Annotated in this window: 19 protein-coding genes and 1 pseudogene; 14 read left to right on the forward strand and 6 right to left on the reverse strand. The window is 73.3% G+C overall.

The features are described from left to right. Positions 1-50: 50 nt before the first annotated feature. From ACFY00_RS25635 to ACFY00_RS25655, 5 genes are all read left to right on the forward strand, one after another. Entirely contained in the window at positions 51-1,292 is a 1,242-nt protein-coding gene (locus ACFY00_RS25635) for a helix-turn-helix transcriptional regulator (RefSeq protein ID WP_388033900.1), read from the forward strand. After that, positions 1,289-1,648 (forward strand): hypothetical protein, encoded by a 360-nt coding sequence (locus tag ACFY00_RS25640; RefSeq protein WP_388033901.1) that lies wholly within the window; start codon positions 1,289-1,291, stop codon positions 1,646-1,648. The genes ACFY00_RS25635 and ACFY00_RS25640 overlap by 4 nt, the downstream gene beginning before the upstream one ends. Before the next feature lie 155 nt (positions 1,649-1,803). After that, positions 1,804-1,950, forward strand: a complete 147-nt coding sequence (locus tag ACFY00_RS25645; protein ID WP_388033902.1) for a hypothetical protein — start codon at positions 1,804-1,806, stop codon at positions 1,948-1,950. 328 nt (positions 1,951-2,278) lie between these two features. After that, positions 2,279-3,664, forward strand: coding sequence for an MFS transporter (locus ACFY00_RS25650; RefSeq protein ID WP_388033903.1), 1,386 nt, complete (start codon positions 2,279-2,281; stop codon positions 3,662-3,664). Positions 3,665-3,902: 238 nt separating this feature from the next. Further along, positions 3,903-5,366, forward strand: a complete 1,464-nt coding sequence (locus tag ACFY00_RS25655; protein WP_388033904.1) for a PHB depolymerase family esterase — start codon at positions 3,903-3,905, stop codon at positions 5,364-5,366. Here ACFY00_RS25655 and ACFY00_RS25660 read toward each other — a convergent pair. Further along, positions 5,339-6,706, reverse strand: coding sequence for an MATE family efflux transporter (locus tag ACFY00_RS25660; protein ID WP_388033905.1), 1,368 nt, complete (start codon positions 6,704-6,706; stop codon positions 5,339-5,341). The two genes, ACFY00_RS25655 and ACFY00_RS25660, sit on opposite strands and share 28 nt — an antisense overlap. A gap of 110 nt (positions 6,707-6,816) precedes the next feature. Here ACFY00_RS25660 and ACFY00_RS25665 point away from each other — a divergent pair, with 110 nt between their 5' ends. After that, complete coding sequence (locus ACFY00_RS25665) at positions 6,817-7,365, forward strand: PadR family transcriptional regulator (RefSeq protein ID WP_388033906.1); 549 nt, start codon at positions 6,817-6,819, stop codon at positions 7,363-7,365. 258 nt (positions 7,366-7,623) lie between these two features. On the opposite strand, the gene ACFY00_RS25670 is transcribed toward ACFY00_RS25665, so the two are convergent. After that, on the reverse strand, positions 7,624-8,562 hold the full coding sequence (locus ACFY00_RS25670; RefSeq protein WP_388033907.1) for a DUF389 domain-containing protein: 939 nt from the start codon (positions 8,560-8,562) through the stop codon (positions 7,624-7,626). Between the two features lie 273 nt (positions 8,563-8,835). Here ACFY00_RS25670 and ACFY00_RS25675 point away from each other — a divergent pair, with 273 nt between their 5' ends. From ACFY00_RS25675 to ACFY00_RS25690, 4 genes and pseudogenes are all read left to right on the forward strand, one after another. Beyond that, positions 8,836-9,315 carry an SMI1/KNR4 family protein gene (locus tag ACFY00_RS25675; protein ID WP_388033908.1) on the forward strand — a complete coding sequence of 160 codons (480 nt, stop codon included), beginning with the start codon at positions 8,836-8,838 and terminating at the stop codon, positions 9,313-9,315. Between the two features lie 11 nt (positions 9,316-9,326). Then, positions 9,327-9,679: pseudogene (locus tag ACFY00_RS25680) on the forward strand (hypothetical protein); the annotation flags it as partial. After that, a complete protein-coding gene (locus ACFY00_RS25685) occupies positions 9,672-10,037 on the forward strand; it encodes a hypothetical protein (protein WP_388033909.1) in 366 nt (121 codons plus the stop codon). The pseudogene ACFY00_RS25680 and the gene ACFY00_RS25685, both read left to right, overlap by 8 nt. A 52-nt stretch (positions 10,038-10,089) precedes the next feature. Next, positions 10,090-10,869, forward strand: coding sequence for a polysaccharide deacetylase family protein (locus ACFY00_RS25690; protein ID WP_388033910.1), 780 nt, complete (start codon positions 10,090-10,092; stop codon positions 10,867-10,869). Positions 10,870-10,895: 26 nt separating this feature from the next. Here ACFY00_RS25690 and ACFY00_RS25695 read toward each other — a convergent pair whose 3' ends face one another. The 3 genes from ACFY00_RS25695 to ACFY00_RS25705 form a co-directional block, all read right to left on the reverse strand. Further along, on the reverse strand, positions 10,896-11,639 hold the full coding sequence (locus ACFY00_RS25695) for a DUF6585 family protein (protein WP_388033911.1): 744 nt from the start codon (positions 11,637-11,639) through the stop codon (positions 10,896-10,898). Between the two features lie 80 nt (positions 11,640-11,719). Further along, positions 11,720-12,367, reverse strand: coding sequence for a lysophospholipid acyltransferase family protein (locus ACFY00_RS25700; protein ID WP_388033912.1), 648 nt, complete (start codon positions 12,365-12,367; stop codon positions 11,720-11,722). A 140-nt stretch (positions 12,368-12,507) separates the two neighbouring features. Then, positions 12,508-14,082 (reverse strand): cellulase family glycosylhydrolase, encoded by a 1,575-nt coding sequence (locus ACFY00_RS25705; protein WP_388033913.1) that lies wholly within the window; start codon positions 14,080-14,082, stop codon positions 12,508-12,510. A gap of 563 nt (positions 14,083-14,645) precedes the next feature. On the opposite strand from ACFY00_RS25705, the gene mscL reads away from it, so the two are divergent. From mscL to ACFY00_RS25725, 4 genes are all read left to right on the forward strand, one after another. Continuing rightward, on the forward strand, positions 14,646-15,065 hold the full coding sequence (gene mscL / locus ACFY00_RS25710; RefSeq protein WP_388033914.1) for a large conductance mechanosensitive channel protein MscL: 420 nt from the start codon (positions 14,646-14,648) through the stop codon (positions 15,063-15,065). A 110-nt stretch (positions 15,066-15,175) separates the two neighbouring features. Then, a complete protein-coding gene (locus ACFY00_RS25715; RefSeq protein WP_388033915.1) occupies positions 15,176-16,303 on the forward strand; it encodes an aromatic acid exporter family protein in 1,128 nt (375 codons plus the stop codon). Positions 16,304-16,416: 113 nt separating this feature from the next. Further along, positions 16,417-17,382 carry an acetylxylan esterase gene (locus ACFY00_RS25720; RefSeq protein WP_388033916.1) on the forward strand — a complete coding sequence of 322 codons (966 nt, stop codon included), beginning with the start codon at positions 16,417-16,419 and terminating at the stop codon, positions 17,380-17,382. A gap of 122 nt (positions 17,383-17,504) precedes the next feature. Continuing rightward, a complete protein-coding gene (locus ACFY00_RS25725) occupies positions 17,505-18,326 on the forward strand; it encodes a PhzF family phenazine biosynthesis protein (RefSeq protein WP_388033917.1) in 822 nt (273 codons plus the stop codon). A gap of 134 nt (positions 18,327-18,460) precedes the next feature. Here the strand turns inward: ACFY00_RS25725 and ACFY00_RS25730 are convergent, their stop codons facing one another. After that, positions 18,461-20,047, reverse strand: coding sequence for a carbohydrate-binding protein (locus ACFY00_RS25730; RefSeq protein WP_388033918.1), 1,587 nt, complete (start codon positions 20,045-20,047; stop codon positions 18,461-18,463). Between the last annotated feature and the right edge of the window lie 147 nt (positions 20,048-20,194).

The raw sequence follows: 20,194 nt of genomic DNA on the forward strand, positions 1-20,194 counted from the left end.
GCGCTTTCCAGGCGTTTTTCTTGCAACACCCGCGCTGAACTGGGGGTTTGGTGAGCTCAAGGCGTGAGCGGCTGATTGAGCGCCGCAAGATGCTGGGCTTTACCCAGGAGAAGTTCGCCCAGGCGAACGGAGTTGATCCCTCCACGGTGGCCCGGTGGGAGACTGGTCGAGCTGTGCCTCATCCGGCACAGCGGCCCCGGATGGCTGATCTCCTCCAGGTGACCCCGGAGGGCTTGGTCGATCTCCTGACCGATGCGCCGCATGCCGTGGTGGCGCAGCCCCCGTCCCTGCTTCCGGATGGTGACGAAGTGAAACGCCGCACGATGCTGACGCTCGGCCTCGGGATGGGTGCAGCTGCCCTGGTGTCCTCCACGCGGGCCGCAGCAGCCCCTGTCGAGGACGATCCCGTGAGCCGGGCGCTCTTCCGCCTTCCCGACGTTCCAGTGCCCTCACGAGCGGACCTGGACGCCTCCGCCGCCCGCGCCAGGCACCTGCTCCACGAGGCGCAGTACGCCCGCCTTGGGGAGGTGCTTCCCATCCTGATCGCCGGCGCACGTGCAGCCGAGGCCGACGATGTCGCCGCCCGCGCGTACGTCCTGCTCGCTCAACTGTCGATCAAGAACTACCACCCGTCCTACGCCCCGGTCGCCGCCACCTATGCGCGTGTCCACGCGGAGCGAACAGGCAATCCGGTGGTCATGGGCGAGGCCGCGCACTCCATGGCGATCACGATGCGTCGCGCCGGGGAGTACCGCGACGCGATCGATCACCTGTCCACGGCTGCTGCGAACCTGACCACCCAACCCGACCACCTGGCGATGCGCGGCTCCATGCTGCTCACCGCCTCCTACGCCGCTGCGCAGGCGGGTTGGCGCAGCGAGGCACTCGATCTGCTGGCGGCGGCGGAGGACACCGCTGCACGCCGTGAGAGCGCCGGGCGCACGCTGTACCTGTCGGGCGTCTTCGGGTATGAGCAGGTGGCCGGGTACCGGATCTCTGTGCATCAGGCCCTGGGGGAGACAACCGAAGCGATTCGAGCCGGGAGTCTGGTCGACCTTCGTTCGCTGCCGAATGCGGAGAGGCGCGGGCGGATGTGCATGGACATGGCTCGTGTCTGGCGTGACGCCAAGGAGCCCGAGCGGTGCTTTGCCGCACTCCGGGCCCTGGAGGGCCATGCCCCGGAGGAGGCACGGCGGCCGAAGGTCCGGGCGATCACGGCGGATCTTCTTACCACTGGTCGGGAGCTTCCCGGCCTTCGCGAGTTCGCGCAGAGGACAGGGGCGGCGGCATGACGGACGAGAACGGTCGGATCTTCCGCGAGGCATGGATCGCGGGCGTGACGAAGCACTACCCCGGCGAGCCCAAGCCGGGCTACATCGCACCGTGGGAGGAAACCCCCGAGTGGGAGCGCCAGTGCGCCGCCGCAGTCCTCGGCCAAGTCCGAGACTTCATCAGCGTGAGCGCCGGCAACACGGCGAAGCTGAGTCGCGAGCAGAAGGGCCGGTTCATCGCTACGTGCTGGATCGCGCAGATCCACAAGCACATCGAGAACCCGAAGCCCGGCTACGTGGCCGACTGGGATGACCTGCCGAAGTGGCAGCAGGAGACGGACGCGGACATCTTCGAGGCGATCGAACGCGCGTCCTGAGGCCGGACGAAGAGCCGCCTCGCAGTGAGGGCGGGCCCAGACCGCGATCCACGCCCCGCCTGGCGATCGTGCTCTAACGTGTGCGGTCTGGCGTACCACCGCTGGTGCCAGCTTGAAGAGTGAGGGGGGACGAGATGGGGTTGTTCCGCAAGGCGGTGTCAGTGAGCAGTCTCGGCGTGGTGAGCCACCGCTCCAAGAGCGAGGTGCAGGCGAGGCAGGCGAAGGCCGAGACGAAGCGCGCCAAGCTGGAGGCGAAGCTCCTGAAGGAGCAGATCAAGGCCGCCAAGCGAGGAGCGAAATAGTCACCTGGGAGCAACGATCGAGCCCTCAACCCAAAGCCTGGGTTGGGGGCTCGATCGTTGCTCAGGGTCAGCACCGCGCCAGCACCGTAGGGGTGTCATCAGGTGTTGTGAGGTGCGTCCAGGTCAGCACCAAGCCAGCACGGTCGTCTGTGCCGCCTCGATCCGGAGGAACTGGCTCCAGATTCCTTGGCCCGCTCGGCCAGTCCCAGGGTCCATCGCCATGTCAGCCACTCCCTCTATGTGGCCACACCACATAGGCGGCTGACCTGCGTTTTCCTACGGTGTGGCGACGCGACTCCGCCCTCACTCCCAGCAGGAAGTGGTGCCCATGGCCACCTCGACGCCCAACGCAACGAGCAGAGGCTCGCTACCACGCATCGTGGCCGCGAGCCTCATCGGAACAACCATAGAATGGTACGACTACTTCCTGTACGGCTCGGCGGCCGCCCTGGTCTTCGGCCACGTGTTCTTCCCCAAGGCCGACCCGCTGACCGGCACCCTGCTGTCCTTCCTCACCTACGCGATCGGCTTCGCCGCCCGCCCACTCGGCGCCCTGGTGTTCGGCCACTACGGCGACCGGATCGGCCGCAAGAAGCTGCTGGTGCTGAGCCTGCTGCTGATGGGCGGCGCGACCGCGCTGATCGGCTGCGTCCCGAGCTACGACAGCATCGGCGTCGCGGCGCCGCTGCTGCTGACCTTCCTGCGCCTGGTGCAGGGCTTCGCCCTCGGCGGCGAGTGGGGCGGCGCGGTGCTGCTGGTCTCCGAGCACGGCGACCCGGAGCGCCGCGGCTTCTGGGCGTCCTGGCCGCAGGGCGGCGCCCCGGCCGGGAACCTGCTCGCGGTCGGCGTGCTCGACCTGATGACCTTCGTGCAGAGCGACGAGCAGTTCCTCGCCTGGGGTTGGCGCGTCCCGTTCCTGCTCTCCGCGGTGCTGGTGATGGTCGGCCTGTGGATCCGCCTCGCCGTCGACGAGTCGCCGGTCTTCAAGGAGGCCCTCGCCAAGGCCGAGGCGCGCAAGGCCGAGCAGCGGGCCGCGCGGAAGGAGGCCGAACAGCCCCCGCTGCTGGCCGTGCTGCGCCACCACTGGCGCGAGGTGCTGGTCGCGATGGGCGCCCGGATGGCCGAGAACATCTCGTACTACGTGCTGACCACCTTCGTGCTGGCGTACTGCGTCGGGCACCTGAAGCTGGACAAGCAGACCGCGCTGAACGCCGTCCTGATCGCCTCCGCCGTGCAGTTCGCGCTGATCCCGCTGTTCGGCGCGCTCTCCGACAAGGTCGGCCGCAAGCCGGTCTACCTGGTCGGCGCGGCGGGCGTCGGCGTGTGGGCGTGGGCCTTCTTCGGGCTGCTGGACACCAGGTCGTTCCCGGCCGTCCTGCTGGCGATCACCGTCGGCCTGGTCTTCCACAGCGCGATGTACGCCCCGCAGGCCGCGTTCTTCTCCGAGATGTTCGCGACCCGGATGCGCTACTCCGGCGCCTCGATCGGCGCCCAGTTCGCCTCCGTCGCGGCGGGCGCGCCCGCCCCGCTGATCGCCACCGCGCTGCTGAAGGACTACGGCAGCTCCACCCCGATCTCGCTGTACGTCACCCTTGCCGCCGTGATCACCCTGGTCGCCGTCCTGTGCGCCCGGGAGACCCGCGGCCGCGACCTCGCCGACCTGACCGACCGGGAGCGGCAGCCCCGGGAGGAGAAGGCCCCCAGCGGGGTGTGACTCCCCGTCCGCGGCTCCCCCTCCGGCCCGGGCCTCCGCCGCCCGAGCCCTCCCGGACCGGTGGCCATGGCGCGTCCGCACACGGCGGCCGGTCCGGGGGTGGAGGCCGCAGCCATTACCGCGCCCCGCCGGGCGCCGCATGATGCACGCCACGGCCCGCCGCACCGGCCACGACGGCCCCACCCGTCCGGCCCGTTCGGCGCGGCCCGCGGCCATCTCCCCCACCCAGGAGCCCCCCATGACCCTGCCCGGCAACTCCCGTACCAGGCGCTGGATCTCGGCGATCACCGGCGCCCTCGCCCTCACGGCCGGACTGCTGACGGTCGGCGCGCCCACCGCCTCCGCCGCGAGCCTCACCCAGGTCGGCAGCTTCGGCTCCAACCCCGGCAGCCTCGCGATGTACGCGTACGTGCCCGACGGCCTGCCCGCCGGCCGCCCGCTGGTGGTCGCCCTGCACGGCTGCTCGCAGAGCGCCTCCGACTACCACGCCCACTCCGGCTGGGCGCAGTTCGCCGACCAGGACAAGTTCGCGGTGGTCTACCCGCAGACCAACTCGACCAACAACTCGCTCAGTTGCTTCCGCTGGTTCGACCCCGCGCAGAGCACCCGCGGCAAGGGCGAGGCGCTCTCGATCAAGCAGATGGTCGACAAGGCCGTCGCCCAGTACGGCAGCGACCGCAGCCGGGTGTACGTCACCGGCCTGTCCGCGGGCGGCGGCCAGGCCGCCAACCTGCTCGCCGACTACCCGGACGTCTTCGCGGGCGGCTCCATCGCCTCCGGCCTGCCCGCGCAGTGCGCCACCAGCCAGAGCGGCGCCAGCAGTTGCCAGTACGGCAGCCTGAACCTCTCGGCCGCGCAGTGGGGCGACAAGGTCCGCAACTCGTACCCCGGCTACACCGGCCCCTACCCGCGGGTGGCGATCTGGCAGGGCAGCTCCGACTACACGGTCTACCCCGTCAACGGCACCGAACTGCGCGACCAGTGGACCAACGCCTGGGGCATCCCGCAGACCGCCTCCAGCACCCGCTCCCTGCCCGGCGGCACCATGCTGACCAGCTACGACGACACCAGCGGCAAGCCCGCCGTCCAGCTGTACTCGATCTCCGGCATGGGCCACGGCCTGGCCGTCGACCCGGGTTCCGGCCCCGGACAGTGCGGCTCCACCGGTTCGTACTACCTCGACACCATCTGCTCCAGCTACTACACCGCCGCCTTCTGGGGCCTCGACGGCTCCGGTGGCTCCGGCGGCACCGCCACGCTGCCCGCGCCGACCGGCCTCGCGGTGAGTTCCACCACCGACACGACCGCCACCCTGGGGTGGTCGGCGGTCAGTGGGGCCTCGTCGTACGACGTGTACCGGGGCGGGGTCAAGGTGGGTAGTACGGCGGGGACTTCGTACACCGACTCGGGGCTGGCCGCGGGCACCGGCTACTCGTACACGGTGGCGGCGGTCGACTCCGCGGGGACGGTCGGCGCACAGTCCGCCGCCGTCACCGCCACCACCACCGGGGGCCCCGGCACCCCGCAGTGCTTCACCGCCAGCAACTACGCCCAGGTCACCGCGGGCCGCGCCCACACCAGCGGCGGGTACACCTACGCCAACGGCTCCAACCAGAACATGGGCCTGTACAACCTGTTCGTCACCCACACCCTCAAGGAGACCGCGGACGGCTACTACGTGATCTCCGACAGCGGCTGCTGAGCCTCCGTCAGGCGGCCCCCCGCCCCCTCGGCGGGGGCCGCCGTCGCCCGCGGGCGGCGACGGCGCAGGTCCGGCCGTCGCAACAGGAGCAGTTGGGCGAGCGCGCCGAGCGCCATGGCGGCCCAGATCCCCTCGACGCCGACCGCCCGGGCGAGGGCGAAGGCCGCGCCGAGCTGGATCCCGAGGCCGAGGAAGGTCGCGGTGACGACGCCCCGGCCCCGGCCGCTGCCTTGGCGGAACCCGCCGAGGGCGACGACCAGGGCGTACGGGAGCAGGTAGGGGCCGCACAGGCGCAGGAAGTCGACGGCCTGCGCCGCGACGGCGGGTTCGTCGGTGAACAGGGCGGTGACCGGTTCCGCGAGGGCGGCGCACAGCAGCGCGGCGGCGGTGCCCAGCGCTCCGGCGAGCAGGGCGGTGTCGCGCCCGAGGGCCGGCAGTCGGCCGTGCTCGGCGGCTCCCGACATCCGGGCCGCCTCGATGGCCGCGGCCTGGCGGACGGCGTAGAACGCCATCGTCACGACCAGCAGCACCCGGTAGCCGATGCCGTACCCGGCGACGGCCGCCACGCCGAAGTCCGCGACGAGGGCCAGCTGCACCGTCCCGACCGCCATCCGGGAGGTGAAGTCGAGGCCGAACGGCAGCCCCTGGACGAGCAGCCGCCGCGCCGTCCGGGCGGTGCCGCCGGCCGGGGCGGGCAGCCGGTGGCGCCGCCGCAGCGCCGCGGTGACCGCGAGCGCGACGGTGCGGGAGGCGACCAGCGCCAGTGCCGCCCCCTCGACGCCGAGCCCGGGGACGGGGCCGCAGCCGCGGATCAGCAGCGGGTCGAGCCCGAGCAGCAGCACGTTGGACAGCAGGGCGATCCGCATCGGGGTGCGGGTGTCGCCCGCGCCCTTGAAGAGGTCGTCCGCCACGCGCTGGCCGAAGAAGACGACGAACCCGGGGAAGGCGATCGCCAGGTAGCCCGCGGCGAGGGCGGCCGACGGTCCGTCGAGGAACGCGCGGGCGAGCGGTTCGCGCAGCAGGTAGCCCGCGGCGGCCAGGATCGGGGCCGCCACGGCGCACAGCGTCCAGGCGGCGCGGGCGGTGCGCCCGGCCAGGTGCCCGTCGCGGGCCCCGAGTGCGTGGGAGAGCAGTTGACTCGTGCCGGAGCAGACCGTCAGGACCAGGCCCAGCAGCAGGTTCTCGACCGACCCGGCGAGCGTGACGGCCGCGACCGCCGGGCCGCCCAGTCCGGCCACCCAGAACGTGCTGATGATCGACGCGATCACGCCGGACAGCAGTTCGCCGTAGACCGGCCCCGCCAGTGCGGCCAGTCGCCGCAGGTGTCCGTGCCCCCGCACCGTGCCCCCTCGTCCCCGCTACCTCTTGTCGTGCTACCTCGAATCGAGGTAGAACGACAAGAGGTAGCATCAATCGACCGGGCGCACAACACGGAAAGGCCGCGAGCTTGTTGACCCTCGCCGTCCTCGGCTTCCTGCACCAGCAACCCCTGCACGGCTACCAGCTCAAATCGAAGATCCAGCGCCTCACCGGACACGTCCGGCCGGTCAGCGACGGCGCCCTCTACCCCGCGCTGACCCGGTTGGAGAAAGCCGGCCTGCTGCTGCGCCGCACCGAACCCGGCACCGGGCCCGCCCCGCGCCAGGTCCTCGAACTCACCGACGCCGGTCGCGCCGAACTGCTCCGGCGCCTCGCCGAGCCCGCCGACGCCGAGATCAGCGACCAGATGCGCTTCTTCGCCGTCGCCGCCTTCCTCGACCTCCTCCCCGACCCGGCCGCCCAGGCCGCGGTGCTCCGCCGCCGCCTGCACTTCCTGGAGACCCCCAGCAGCTTCTTCCACGACGCCGACGGCGCCCCGGTCACCGCCGAGGCCGAACCCAGCCCCTTCCGCCGCGGCATGCTCCTCGTCGCCCGCGCCTCCAGCGCGGCCGAACGCGACTGGCTCGCCGCCACCGTCGACGCCCTCGAAGCCGACTCCGACCGTTCGCCCGGCCGTTGACCCGAGTGTTCGTCCGACCGGTCGCCCGGCCGGGGCCGGTGACTCCGGGCGGGTGCCGTCCGCGCACCGCCCACCACGAGAGGACCCCCCACCTGATGAGCCGCCTGATCCTAAGCGACGCCCTGACCGCGCTCGGGGCCCGCGACCTGGAACTGCTCGCGGAGGTCTCCCGGACCGGCCGCCGGGCCCGCCCGGTCCGCGGGTGCCGACGCCGCAGAGGGGAGGGCGTCGGCGCCCGCGGGGGCCGGGGCGTCCGGCTCAGCGCTTCCGGGGGCCGCGCCGGACCAGGTGCCAGGCGCTGTGCTGGACCAGCAGGGTGAGGACCCCGGCGAGGACGATGCCGGAGAGGTTGAGGGCCAACTGCACCGCCGACCCCCAGCCCTGGGCGTACTCGCCGTAGGCGACGGCCACGGCGGCGTTGGCCGCGGCGGGGACGGTGGTGACCGAGATCGCCACGCCGACCAGCGCGGACGCCTTGGCGGAGGTCAGCGAGAGCAGGCCCGCGATGCCCGCCAGGAACGCGACCACGAAGGACATCGCGTCCGGCTGCCAGATGAACGAGGTGTTTGGGCGCTGGGCCGCGAACTTCGCGTCGCTGAACAGGCCCAGGGCGTCCATCAGCAGGGAGAAGCCCACGGTGAGCGCCATCGCCACGGCGAAGCCGACCGCCAGGGCGAGCAGGGAGCGCAGCGCCGGTCGGGCCCGGCGCTGCACCACGGCGACGCAGAACCCGGCGAGCGGGCCGAACTCGGGGCCCACGGCCATCGCGCCGACGATCAGGACCGCGCTGTCCAGCACGACGCCGCAGGCGGCGAGCATGGTGGCGACCGTCAGCAGCGCGAGGAAGACCCAGCTGAGCGTCGACTCCTCCTGGACGACCTCGGAGACCTCCTCCCACACCAGCGCGTCGACCCCCTCGCCCGGTGCCTCCCGCTCCGCCCGGTCGGCCGCCCGGGAGAGGGTCAGCCCGACCTGGTCCACGCTGATGGCGCCGCGCTCGGCCAGCCCCAACCCGCGCAGCTCGCCCAGCAGTTCGTCCGCCGCCTCACGGGCCACGTCGCACAGCACCAGGTCGCCGGCCGGACGCACCGCCCCGCCGGGCAGCACCGCGAGGTGGGCGACCCCGACGCGGGCGTCGAGCCGCTCCAGGACCTGCGCGCGCAGGTCGGGGGGAACGATGAGGCGGAGCTGGAGCACGGGATCCTCCGGGCGGGCGGCACGGTCTGCGCCCACCCTAAGGGCTGTCCGCAAAACCTCCGTCGCACTGGTTGCCGGGTACGGCCGGTCCTGTCCGGCCGGGCTGCCGCTCGGTTCCGCCTGGGCGGCTGACACACTCGATGGAACTGCCGGGTTGTGGCATCGAGGCTAGGGAAGAGGCTTACAGGCATGACGGTGGAGCGGCTCGGTGAGATTCTGGGGGCGCCGTCCACGCGCCCGGCACCCGTGCCGTGGGAGGGCAGCGCGGCGGCCTTGAACGGTCTGCTCTTCCCGGCCGACTACCGGTGGCTGGTGGACACCTACGGGGAGATCAGGATCAGGTTCGACTTCGGAATCTGTATCCCGCGGCTGGACAGGGGCGGCTTCGAGACGTTCCGCGACTACGCGGCGGACGCCCACGAACAGGTCGAACTGGTCCATGAGGAGCCGCTGTTCCCGGAGACCTCTGATCGGCCGCCCTACGAGATGTTCCCGGCTCCGGGGGGCATGGTGCCCTGGGGCGGCGACAACCGGGGCAACTACGTCTTCTGGCTCACCGCGGACCCCGACCCCGACCGGTGGCCCGTTGTCGTCTGGATCCAGGACCTGGAGCAGTGGGACCTCTTCCCCGGCGGCGTTGCCTCGTTCCTCACCGCGGTGCTCGTCGGCGAGTACCACCTGGCCCATGAACTGCTGGGCAGCGAGGACTACCCCCTGTGGGAGTCCGCGGCCGACTGGAGCGGCCGAACGTGACTGCCGGTCCGCTCGTCATCGACGCCCGCACCCGGATGGTCGTCGCTGTCGGCGAACCCCCGCCGGGCAACCGGAACGACTGCAAGGCCTGGGAGGAGACCGGCGCGAAGGCCGCAGTCGGCCGGACGACGACCATCGCCGACGGCGGCTACCCGAGGACCAGCAGGTCCGCGCCCGCGTCGAGCACGTCTTCGCCCGGAGGAAGACCTGGAAGATCCTCCGCGACTGCCGCCTCAAGGGCGACGGCGTCCACCACGTCATGCTCGGCATCGCCGCCTACGCAACCTCCTCCAGGCTGCATGGACGAAGCCACCCGGAGGCGGATCCCGCCCCGGTGGGGGTGGCAGGATGGGCGGATGGCTGACGACGCTGTTCCCACCCGGGCCGACCGGGTCCGGCTCTACCTCGACACCCTCCGGGCGCGGATGGACCCCGACGAGTTCCGGCTGCTGGGGCGGCTGCTCAGTGGTGCGGTGGGCTCGCTGGCCGCGGCCGGGGACGCGTACGTGGTCGAGGTCGGGGAGCAGCAGGTGAGCCGCCAGGTGCAGGAGGAGTTCCTCGCGGTGCTGTCGATCGTCGCCACCGGCACCATGGAGCACCGGCTGGTCGACCTCGGCGACGGCGCGGTGACCGTGCTGGACGCCGCCGCCGCGGAGAACCCGGAGGCGGTCCGGCGGATGCGGGAGTGGGCGGCCCGGCAGCGCGCCCAGGGGGCCGGGTGAAGCGGGGGAGCCGGATGAATCGGGCGAAAGGGGCGCAGGTAGGGTTCGTGGCATGGGAAGGGTGAGGCGGCGGCCGCGGTTCCACGCGTTGCTGGGGGTGGCGGTGCTGGCGGTGCTGGCGGTGGCGGCGCTGGTCACGGTGGTGGTGGTGCGGAGCTTCGCGATGGTGACGGTCGGCCCGGCGCAGGCGCGCGAGCGGGGGAAGGGACCGGTCGCGGCGGGGCAGGTGGACTGCGCGCGGGCGAAGTGCATCGCGCTGACCTTCGACGGCAGCCCGGGCGAGCCCACCGCGCGGGTGCTGGACCTGCTGGCGCAGCACCACGCTGCGGGGACGTTCTTCCTGGAGGGCCGGGACCTCCACCTGCACCCGGACCTGGTGCGGCGGATCGCCGCGGAGGGGCACGAGATCGGCGACCACACCTGGAACCACCCCCGGCTGACCGAGGCCTCCGACCGGCAGGTCCGCGAGGAGCTCGGCCGCACGGCGGACGCGATCGAGGAGATCACCGGACGGCGGCCCACCCTGATGCGCCCGCCGGAGGGGCGCACCGACGACCGGGTCTCCGGGATCTCCCGGGAGCTCGGCCTGGCCCAGGTGCTGTGGACGGTGACCGCGAAGGACTACGCGACCGAGGACACCGCGCTGATCACCCGGCGGGTCCTGGACGGCGCCGCGCGCGACGGCATCGTCCTGCTGCACCCGCTGCACGGGGGCACCGTCCCGGCCCTGCCCGCCGTGCTGGAGGCGCTCGACGGGCAGGGGTACACCTTCGTGACGGTCAGCCAACTGCTCGCCCCCGGCACGGCGGAGCCCGGCACGATCTACCGGTGACGGGCCCGGCCGGGCCCGGTTGGCGTTCAGTCGGCGCGGTGCGCCTCGACCAGGGCCAGGAACAGGTGCAGGTTCGGGACGCTCTTGGCCGCGGCGCGGGCCCAGGTGGCCGGTTCGCCGGTCTGCTGCAACAGGACGGCCCCGCCGCGGAGTTCGATCCCGGCCAGCCGGTTCCAGGGCAGGAGCTGCCTGCGGTGGGCGATGCCCGCCGAGGAGAGGTCGAACTCGCCGAAGTCCAGCACCTCCCCGGCCAGGAACGCCCGCTGCGCCCGGTCGCCCTGGGCCCGCAGGACGGCCTGCTGCATGGCCTGCGACCAGACGCGGGGGTGCTGGTAGAACTGGGTGACCACCGCGCTCGCGCCCGGGGTCCGCAGCACGCAGGTGTACAGGACCGGGCCGGGGACGCCGTTGATGACCTTCTGCGTCTGCTCCTCGTGGAGCCGGACCTCGTCCCACCGCACGACCGTCCGGCCGGGGCCCCTCTCGTCGTCGACGACCAGGCCGTGCTCGAACAGGTGCAGCCGCTTCGCGGCCTGGCGGGGGTTGAAGTCCGGGGTGCGGCGCAGCGACACGTAGTAGAAGACCACGGCGGGCACGACGAAGAGGAAGAGCAGCACCGCGAGCGTCACGTAGAACGAGGCCTTGATCAGCACGCCGAACCTCTGCGGCTTGAAGGTCGCGGTCAGGGCGCCCAGGTGGTGCTGCGCGGCGAGTTCGGCGAGGGCGGGCGGTAAGGGCGGCGGGGGAGTTGCGCGGACCTGGCCGGGCATGGGCCTCAACTTCTTTGGAGAGGAACGCTGTTGACTGCCACACCTTTCCCTACTCGGGGAGCGGCGTCCAGAAGGCCCGGTCAGGCGGCCTCGCCCAGGTGGGCGGCGGCGGTGCGCCAGGCGGCCGTCACGGCGGCGTGGGCCCGGGCGGTGGCGGTCGCCACGTCGCCGTCCAGCCGCAGCGGCGCGCCGAAGTGGACGTGCACGGCGGGGCGGCGCAGCGGGGCGGTGGCCAGGCCCGCGAGCTGCTTGGCGGGGGAGCCGGAGCTGATCCGGCGGGCCCCGGCCTGGCCGAGCGGGACGACCGGGGCGCCGGTGGCGGCGAGCCGGGCCAGGCCGGTGCGGAAGGGGGCGGGCGGGCCGTCCGCGGCGTCGCTGCGGAGCGGGAGGCGCCCCTCGGGGTAGAGGACCACGACCCGTCCGGCGGCCAGGGCGGCGGCCGCGGCCTCCAGCGCCTCGGCGGCCCGCGCGGTGCCCCGGTGCACGGGGATGTGGCCCTCGCGGGCCAGCGCGCCGCCCAGCAGCGGGATCCGCCACAGCCCGGCCGTCGCCAGGACGACCGGCCGGACGCCGAGGCGGCGGACCGCGGCGAGCACCACGCCCGGGTCGACCAGCGAGGAGTGGTTGGCCGCGACGATGCTGCCGGGCGCGAGCACCGCCGCCTCGTCCGCGGTCACGGTGAACCGCCCGAGCAGCGGGACGACGGTGCGGGCGACGGTGCTCAGCACGGCTGGTGGCCTCCGGGACGGGACAGGACGGGACGGGCGCGGGCGCCGTCCACGGCGGTCCGGGGCGGCCCGTCCATGGTGCGGGAGGGCCGCCCCGCCCGGCCTGAGCCCGGGTACTCATCCCGCCCCGGGTGCCGTCGCTACGGGTGCTGGGTCAGCAGGTGGGCGCGGTAGCCCTCGCCGAAGGTGGACGTCGGGGTGCCGTTCCAGTCGGTGACCAGCACGTTGCCGCCGCTGCTGCACCCGCCCCAGGGGTTCCACGTCCAGGCGCTGTAGCCGACCCCGTGCGCGTCGGCCCAGGCCATCACCTGGTCGATGTAGTCGTGGGCGCAGGTCTTCTGGCCGATCTCACCGGCCTGGACCGGGACCTTCGCCGCGACCGCGCCGATCGTGCTGTCCCAGCAGGAGGCGGTGACGCAGCCGTTCCAGCTGTACGAGTGCCACGAGGCCATCAGGTTGCCGGTGGGGTCCTTCGGCGCGTAGGCGAGCCACTGGCTGAGGTCGTTGGTCCAGGTCAGGCCGCCGGTCATGACCACGTTGGTGGCGCCGGTGGCGCGCACCGCGTCGACCAGGGACTGCATGCCCGCGACCGGGTAGCCGATGCCGGGGCAGCTGCCCCCGTCGCGCAGGCAGGTCCAGGCGGCGGTGGCGTCGGCCCAGTTGTCGGCGGCGTCCGGGTAGGGCTCGTTGAACAGGTCGAACAGGACGGCGTCGTTCCCCTTGAAGGTCTGGGCGACCTGCGTCCAGAAGGTCGGGGCGTACTGCTGGTCGGGCATCGGCTTCTGGCAGGTCGCGCCGGTGTCCGGGCAGCCCGTGCCGGGGCCGGTGTACTGGCCGTGGCTCCAGTGCAGGTCGAGGACCACGTTGATGCCGTTGGCGACCAGCAGGTCGGCGTAGTCCTTGACCGCCTTCCGGTACGCGGCGCCGGTGGTCCCGCCCGCCGGGGTGCCGCTGGTGGTGTCCAGCCAGCACTCCTCGTTCAGCGGGAGCCGCACGGCGTGCACGTTCCAGCCGCGCATCGCGTCGACCGTGGCCTGGTCCGCGGGGCCGTCCCACACGCCCTTGCCCTGGACGCAGGCGAACTCGCCGCTGGAACGGTTGACGCCCAGCAGGCGGTACGGGGTGCCCGCGGCGGTGACCAGCCGGTTGCCGGAGACGTGCAGGGCCGGGGCGGGCCCCGCGGACGGGGTGGTCGGCGGGTCGGTCGGCGGCGGGGTGGTGGGCGGCGGGCTGGTCGGCGGGGCGGTGGGGCCGGAGCCGTCGCACGGGACGCCGTTGACCGTGAAGGCGGTCGGGGCGGCGTTGGCGCCGCTGTAGCTGAAGGTCGCGGCGGGCGCGACGCTGCCGCCGGACGGGACGGCGGCGTTCCAGGGCAGGCTGGTGACCGTGACGTTGCGGCCGGACTGCGTCCAGTTGCCGTTCCAGCCGGAGGACAGCGCCTGGTTGCCGCCGTACGAGAAGCCGAGCGTCCAACTGGTCCACGCCGTACCGAGGTTGGTGACGGTCACGGTGCTCTGGAAGCCGCTGCCCCAGTCGTTCTGCACCGAGTACACCGCCTTGCAGTGGACCTCGGCGGCCTGGGCGGCCTGCGGCGGGGCGACCAGGGCGGCCGTCGCGAGGGCCAGCGCGCCGGCGGCGGCCGCGCCGACGACGGTGCGGGCGCGGGCGCGGGTGCGGTGGGGGACGGGTGCGGGTGCGGGGAACGTGCGACGCATGGAGAACCCTCCTGGAGGCGCGTCGAATCCGGTGGGGGAATTTCCGCCGGAACGGGGAACCGGGCGGTGCGGTGCGGTGCTTATGCGCTTAAGTTCGCGGCGCGAAGAGGCGGCCCGGCCGGTTTTCCGGAACGTAGGACAGCAATTGACGGACCGTCAATCACCGGCGGGCGGAGCGGCGGAAAGGGCGCGTGGCGGACCGAAAGTTTCTCAGCCCGCCGGAACCGCCGCGGTGCTGCCGCGGACGGTGAGGACGGGCGTCCGCTCCTGGTGCGAGCGCGCGGGGCCACCGTCGATCAGCTCCAGCAGCACCTGCGCGGTGTGCAGCCCGGTCCGCCGCCCCGCTCCGCGATCTCCCCGATGGTGACCCGCCTCACCGCTGTGCCGTCACTTCGTCGCCCCCGGGTGAAGCCGTCGCCGTGGAACCGCCGCCGGAACAGGAGTACCACCGGGGCCGACCGGATGACGAGGACGGTGCACGGGGAGGGCGCATGCGGACGGGCGTACCGGGCAGAAGGCCGCCGAGCGCACCGGACGCGGACGAACGGGAAGGATGAGCATCAGTGAAGGGTTTCCGTGGCTTCGTCCTACGGGGCAACGTCGTCGACCTGGCCGTGGGCGTGGTGATCGGAGCGGCGTTCTCCGGCGTCGTGACCGCCCTGGTCCGCGCCTTCCTCACCCCGCTGGTCGGCCTCGCCACCGGAGCGGTGGGCGACTTCAGCCGACGGACCGTCAGCATCCACCACGTGGAGTTCCCGTACGGCGGCTTCATCGACGCCGCGATCACCCTCCTGCTCACCGCGCTGGTGCTCTACTTCCTGGTCGTGCTGCCGTTCAACAAGCTGCACGAGCGCTTCGCCCCGCACCAGGACGTCCAGGCGCCCAAGCGGGACTGCCCCGAGTGCCTGTCCGCGATCCCCGCCCGGGCGACCCGGTGCGCCTTCTGCACCGCCCGGTTGGCCCCGGTGCCCGACCTGCCGTGACCGCCTCCGGCCGCGCGGCGTCGTGGCGCCGCAGGACGACCGACGGGTGGCGGGCCGTCGGCCGGACGCTGCGTCACCCCGCGCGAGGGTTCCGGTCGCACCGCGAGTCGGTGGCGCAGACCGTCCGGGTGGCGGCGGCCTGCGCACTGGCCTGGGAGGCCGCGGTGCTGCTGCTGGGCGAGGACGAGCAGCCCGTCCTCGCGCCGCTGGCGGCGCTGCTGACCGTCCAGCTCACGGTGCTGCGGACGCTGGCGCAGGGCCTGCGGCAGATCGGCGGTGTCGTGCTCGGGGCACTGGCCGCCCTCGGCCTGCTGCGCCTGGCCGGGGCGAACTTCGTCAGCATCGGCCTCGCCGTCGGCGTCTGCCTCGGCCTGGGAAAGCTGCTGCGCCTGGGCGAGCAGGCCACCGAGGTGCCGGTCACCGTCCTGCTCGTGCTCAGCACCGGCGCCCCGTACGCCCCCGTCCGGATCGGGGACACCCTGATCGGCGTCGCCTCCGGCGTCCTGGTCAACCTGGTCGCCGCGCCCCCCACCTACGTGGGCCACGCCGCGCACCGGACCGCACGGGTCGCCCACCGCCTCGCCGACATCGCCCACGACACCGCCCGCGGACTGCGCGGGGGTTGGGACGAGGGGACCTCCGACGGCTGGCTGCGCCGGGTGGAGGCGGCCGCCCGCGAACTCGACCGGGCGCGGGAGACGGCGGGCCAGGCCGAGGAGGGCATCCGCCTCAACCCCCGGCGGCTGCGGCAGGGGACCGATCCCGCGGTCGCGCTCGGACCGCTGGGGGAAGGGCTGACCTGTCTCGGCCACGTCTGCGACCAGCTCGGTTCGGTGCTCCGCGGCCTCGACGACCTGGCCCGTGGCGAGCGCCAGTTCCCGCACGAGGCCGACGCGCGCGAACGGCTGCGGCCCCTCGCCGACGTCCTGGAGGCCGTCGGCGACGCGCTCGACGTCCTCGCCCGCATCCAGCGCGACCACGTCCGCGAGCCCGGGCACACCGACGACCTGACGGCCGCCCTGGAACGGGGCCGCGACCACCACGCCTCGGCCGCCGAGACGCTCTGCCGCACCGACCACGGTCCGGCCGTCTGGTCCCTGCACGGCTCGATCATGGACGAGACCCGGCAGATCCTCCACGAGCTGGACCCCCGCCACGGCCCCCACCCGTCCGCCCTGCACCCCCGGCCGCTCCGGCTCGCGGCCCCGCGCGAGGAGAGCCCGGACCCGGCCCGGTGAAACGGGAACGCGCCGCGAGGACCGGAACGTCACCGCTTAAACGGTTGAGCACGTTTCGGGATTGCCGGACCCGGCATTGGCCCGGGCGCCGACCGGCCCTATTGTGAGCCGTCATGGCATTCCTCTCCATGGACCTGCCGGAGCTGCGCAAGCACCGGCCCGAACGCACCGAACCCGACGACTTCGACGCCTTCTGGGCGGACACCCTGGCCACCGCCAGAGCCGTCCCCGCCCGCCTGGACACCGCACCGGCCGAGACCGGCCTCAGCACCGTCACCGTCGAGGACGTCACCTTCCCCGGCTACGACGGACAGCCGATCAAGGGCTGGCTGGTGCGTCCCCGCGGCGCCGAGGGGCCGCTGCCCGCGGTCGTCGAGTACATCGGCTACGGCGGCGGCCGCGGGCTGCCGCACGACCACCTGCGGTGGGCCAGCGCGGGCTACGCGCACCTGGTCATGGACACCCGCGGGCAGGGCGGCACCTGGGCCACCGGCGACACCCCCGACGACGGGCCCGGCGCGGGCCCGGCCCACCCCGGGTCGATGACCCGCGGCGTCCTCGACCCGGCCGCGTACTACTACCGCAGGCTCTACACCGACGCGGTGCGCGCCGTCGACGCCGTGCGCACCCACCCCGGCGTCGACCCGGACAAGGTCCTGGTGGCGGGCGGCAGCCAGGGCGGCGGCCTGGCGCTGGCCGTCGCGGGCCTGGTGCCCGACCTGGCCGGGGTGATCACGGACGTCCCGTTCCTGCAGCACATCCGCCGCGCCACCGAGATCACCGACGCCTTCCCGTACAAGGAGGTCGCCGACTTCTGCAAGGTCCACCGCGACAAGGTGGAGACCGTCTTCGCGACCCTCGCCTACTTCGACGGCCTCAACTTCGCGGCCCGCGCCAGTGCCCCGGCGCTGTACTCGGTCGCGCTGATGGACGAGACCTGCCCGCCCGAGACCGTCTTCGCCTCCTACCACCACTACCGCGGCCCGAAGGAGATCAGCGTCTACCCCTACAACGGGCACGAGGGCGGCGGCAGCCACCACTTCGCGGTGGCGCTCGCCTTCGCGGCCTCCGTGCGCTGAACCGGCCGGGACGGGCGGCGGGCGGGCCGTCCGTCCCGGTGCGGCCGTGGAGCCGTGGGGTCGTGCGGTCGTGGGGTCGTGCGGTCCTGGACGGGCCCGCGCCGCTGCCGTACGTTCCGGGGATGCGCATCCGAATCGTCGACGCCTTCACCGACCGTCCGTTCTCCGGCAACCCGGCCGGGGTCGTGCTGCTGGACGGCGGCGGCTTCCCCGCGGACTCCTGGCTCCAGAAGGTCGCCGCCGAGGTCAACCTCTCCGAGACGGCCTTCGCCCACCCGCTGCCGCCCGGCGGCGACGCGGACTGGGCGCTGCGCTGGTTCACGCCCCGCACCGAGGTGGACATGTGCGGGCACGCCACCCTGGCCACCGCGCACGTCCTGCGGACCACCGGCACCGCCACCGGGCCGGTGCGCTTCACCGCCCGCTGCGGCCTCCTGACCGCCGAGGCCGAGGAGGACGGCGCGATCACCCTGGACTTCCCCACCTCCACGCTCACCCCCGTCGCGGCCCCGGCCGGACTGGCCGAAGCGCTGGGCGCCGAACCGGTCGCCGTCCACGACACCTCCGCCGACCTCGGCGACCTGCTGGTCGAACTCGCCGACGAGAAGACCGTCCGCGACCTCGCCCCCGACCTCGCCGCCCTGGTCGCCACCCCGCTCTCCGCCCGCGGGATCATCGCCACCGCCGCCGCCGACGACCCCGACGGCGCCCACCAGTTCGTCTCGCGCTGCTTCTTCCCCGCCCTCGGCGTCGACGAGGACCCCGTCACCGGCAGCGCCCACACCGCCCTCGCCCCGTACTGGTCGGCCCGCTTCCGGCGCGACGACCTCACCGGCCGCCAGGGCGGCTCCCGCACCGGCACCGTCCGCACCCGCCTGCGCGGCCCCCGCACCCTGCTCACCGGCCGGGCCGTCACCGTCATCGACGGCGACCTGCACGCCTGAACCCCGGGGCGCGGAGCCGTCGGTCCGGTCAGCCGTGGTGCCCGGGGACGACGGCGGTCGGCCCGCCCCGGGGTGCGGGGCGGGCCGACGCGGTGGGCGGGCGTTCAAGGGCCGGGCGTGCGCGGGTCACGCGCTCACAGGGTCACGACCTTGCCGCCGATGGTGACGACCAGGCGGCCGTCGGAGGCGAAGGACCAGGCGAGGGCGCCCGAGTAGGGGGCGCAGCGGGAGCCGTTGGTGCCGGTCCAGAACTGGTTGCCGGCGTCGGCGTCGCCGACGGTCTTGTCGTTGGAGCCGCTGACGGCGAAGCGGCAGGAGGTGTTGTCGCGGAACACCGAACTGCCGCCGTCCCAGGAGTAGTTGCGCTCGGCGTTGTCGATGCCCAGGTTGTCGGAGACCGTCATGGTGCCCGGGTTGCTGTTCCAGGTGAAGCCGTGGTGGCCGTTGCGGTAGGCGATGCTGCGCCGGACGGTGTGGTTGACCGCGATGTCGTCGCCGCCGAGCTTGTAGCCGTTGCGGTCGCCGTTGGCGTTGACGGTGCCGTCGGAGAGCGTCCCGTTGTCGTAGGAGAGCGAGTCCTCGATGGTGACGGGGCCGATCGGGCCGGTGTCGGTCTTGGTGTAGAGGTCCCAGCCGTCGTCGATGTTGTGGTGCGAGACGGCGTAGCGGAAGACGTTGCCGGGGCCGACGGTGAGCTTGGCGGCGAAGCCGTCCGCGTCCTCGCCGTCGGAGTCGGCGTTGTCGTGCGACTCGGCGCTGAGGATCAGGTTGTCGGACGGCCACTGGGAGGTGGGGGTGGTGGAGGAGATCCGGCCGAGCTGCAGGCCGGAGTCGCGGTTGTACCGGGTGACGGTCCGTTCGATGACGTTGTGGCTGCCGCCGACGTAGATGCCGTTGTCCCCGGCGCGCTGCACGGTGAGGCCGTACACGTGCCAGTAGTCGGCGTTGACGACCAGCCCGCGGTTGGCCGGGGCCTCGGTCATCGCGGAGAAGTCGAGCACCGGGGTCTCGCCCGGGTACGCGGACAGGGTGGTGCGGGCGGCGGCGGTGCCGTTGCTGCCCGCGGGGACGGTGACGGTCTTGTTGAACGCGTAGGTGCCGCCGCGCAGGTAGATGGTGCCGCCGGGGGTGATCCGGGAGATCGCGGAGGTGAGCGTGGTGGGGGCGGACTGGGTGCCCGCGGCGCCGTCGGTGCCGTTCGGGGCGACGTAGAGGGCGCCCGCGGCGGGCGGGGGAGTGGTGGTGGAGGAGGAGGTGATCTGGGCGTCGAGGTAGTCCAGGTTGGGCAGGCCGGCCGCGGTGGTCGGGGTGAGCCGGATCGTGTTGCTGCCCGAACGGACCGGCACGGTCACCGACTTGGTGGTCCAGCCGGTCCAGCTGCCGGTGCCCTCGAAGGAGAGCGTGCCGGTGGCGGTGCCGTTGACGGCGAGGTCGGCGGGCCGGGCGGCGGTGGTGCCGTTGGCGAACCGGAACTGCAGCGTCGCGGTGCCCGCGGCGGTGGCGTTCACGGTGAACTGGACGTACGCGCCGGTGGCGTTGGTGCCGTTGCAGAAGCCGGAGCCGGAGAAGCCGCTCCAGTCGGTGTCGACGGTGCCGGTGCAGACGGCGGGGGAGGCCTCGGCCTCGTAGCGGGTGGCCGCGGCGCTGGCCGGGCCGCCGGTCAGCACGGCCACGGTGCCGGCCAGCAGGGCCGCGGACGCGAGGGCTGCTCTCTTGCGCATGCGTTCGTCTCCAGGGGGTGGGGTCACGGATGTGAACGTGGTGCGGGTGCGGCGCCGCTCCAGGGACAGTAGGAGCCCGTTCCGGGTGCGTCAATGGACTTGTACGTGACCGGAGTTCATAGACGTGAACGGGAAGGCTTTCGGCAG

The organism is Kitasatospora sp. NPDC001540 (genome assembly GCF_042894345.1).
GTDB classification, from domain to species: Bacteria; Actinomycetota; Actinomycetes; order Streptomycetales; family Streptomycetaceae; genus Kitasatospora; species Kitasatospora phosalacinea_C.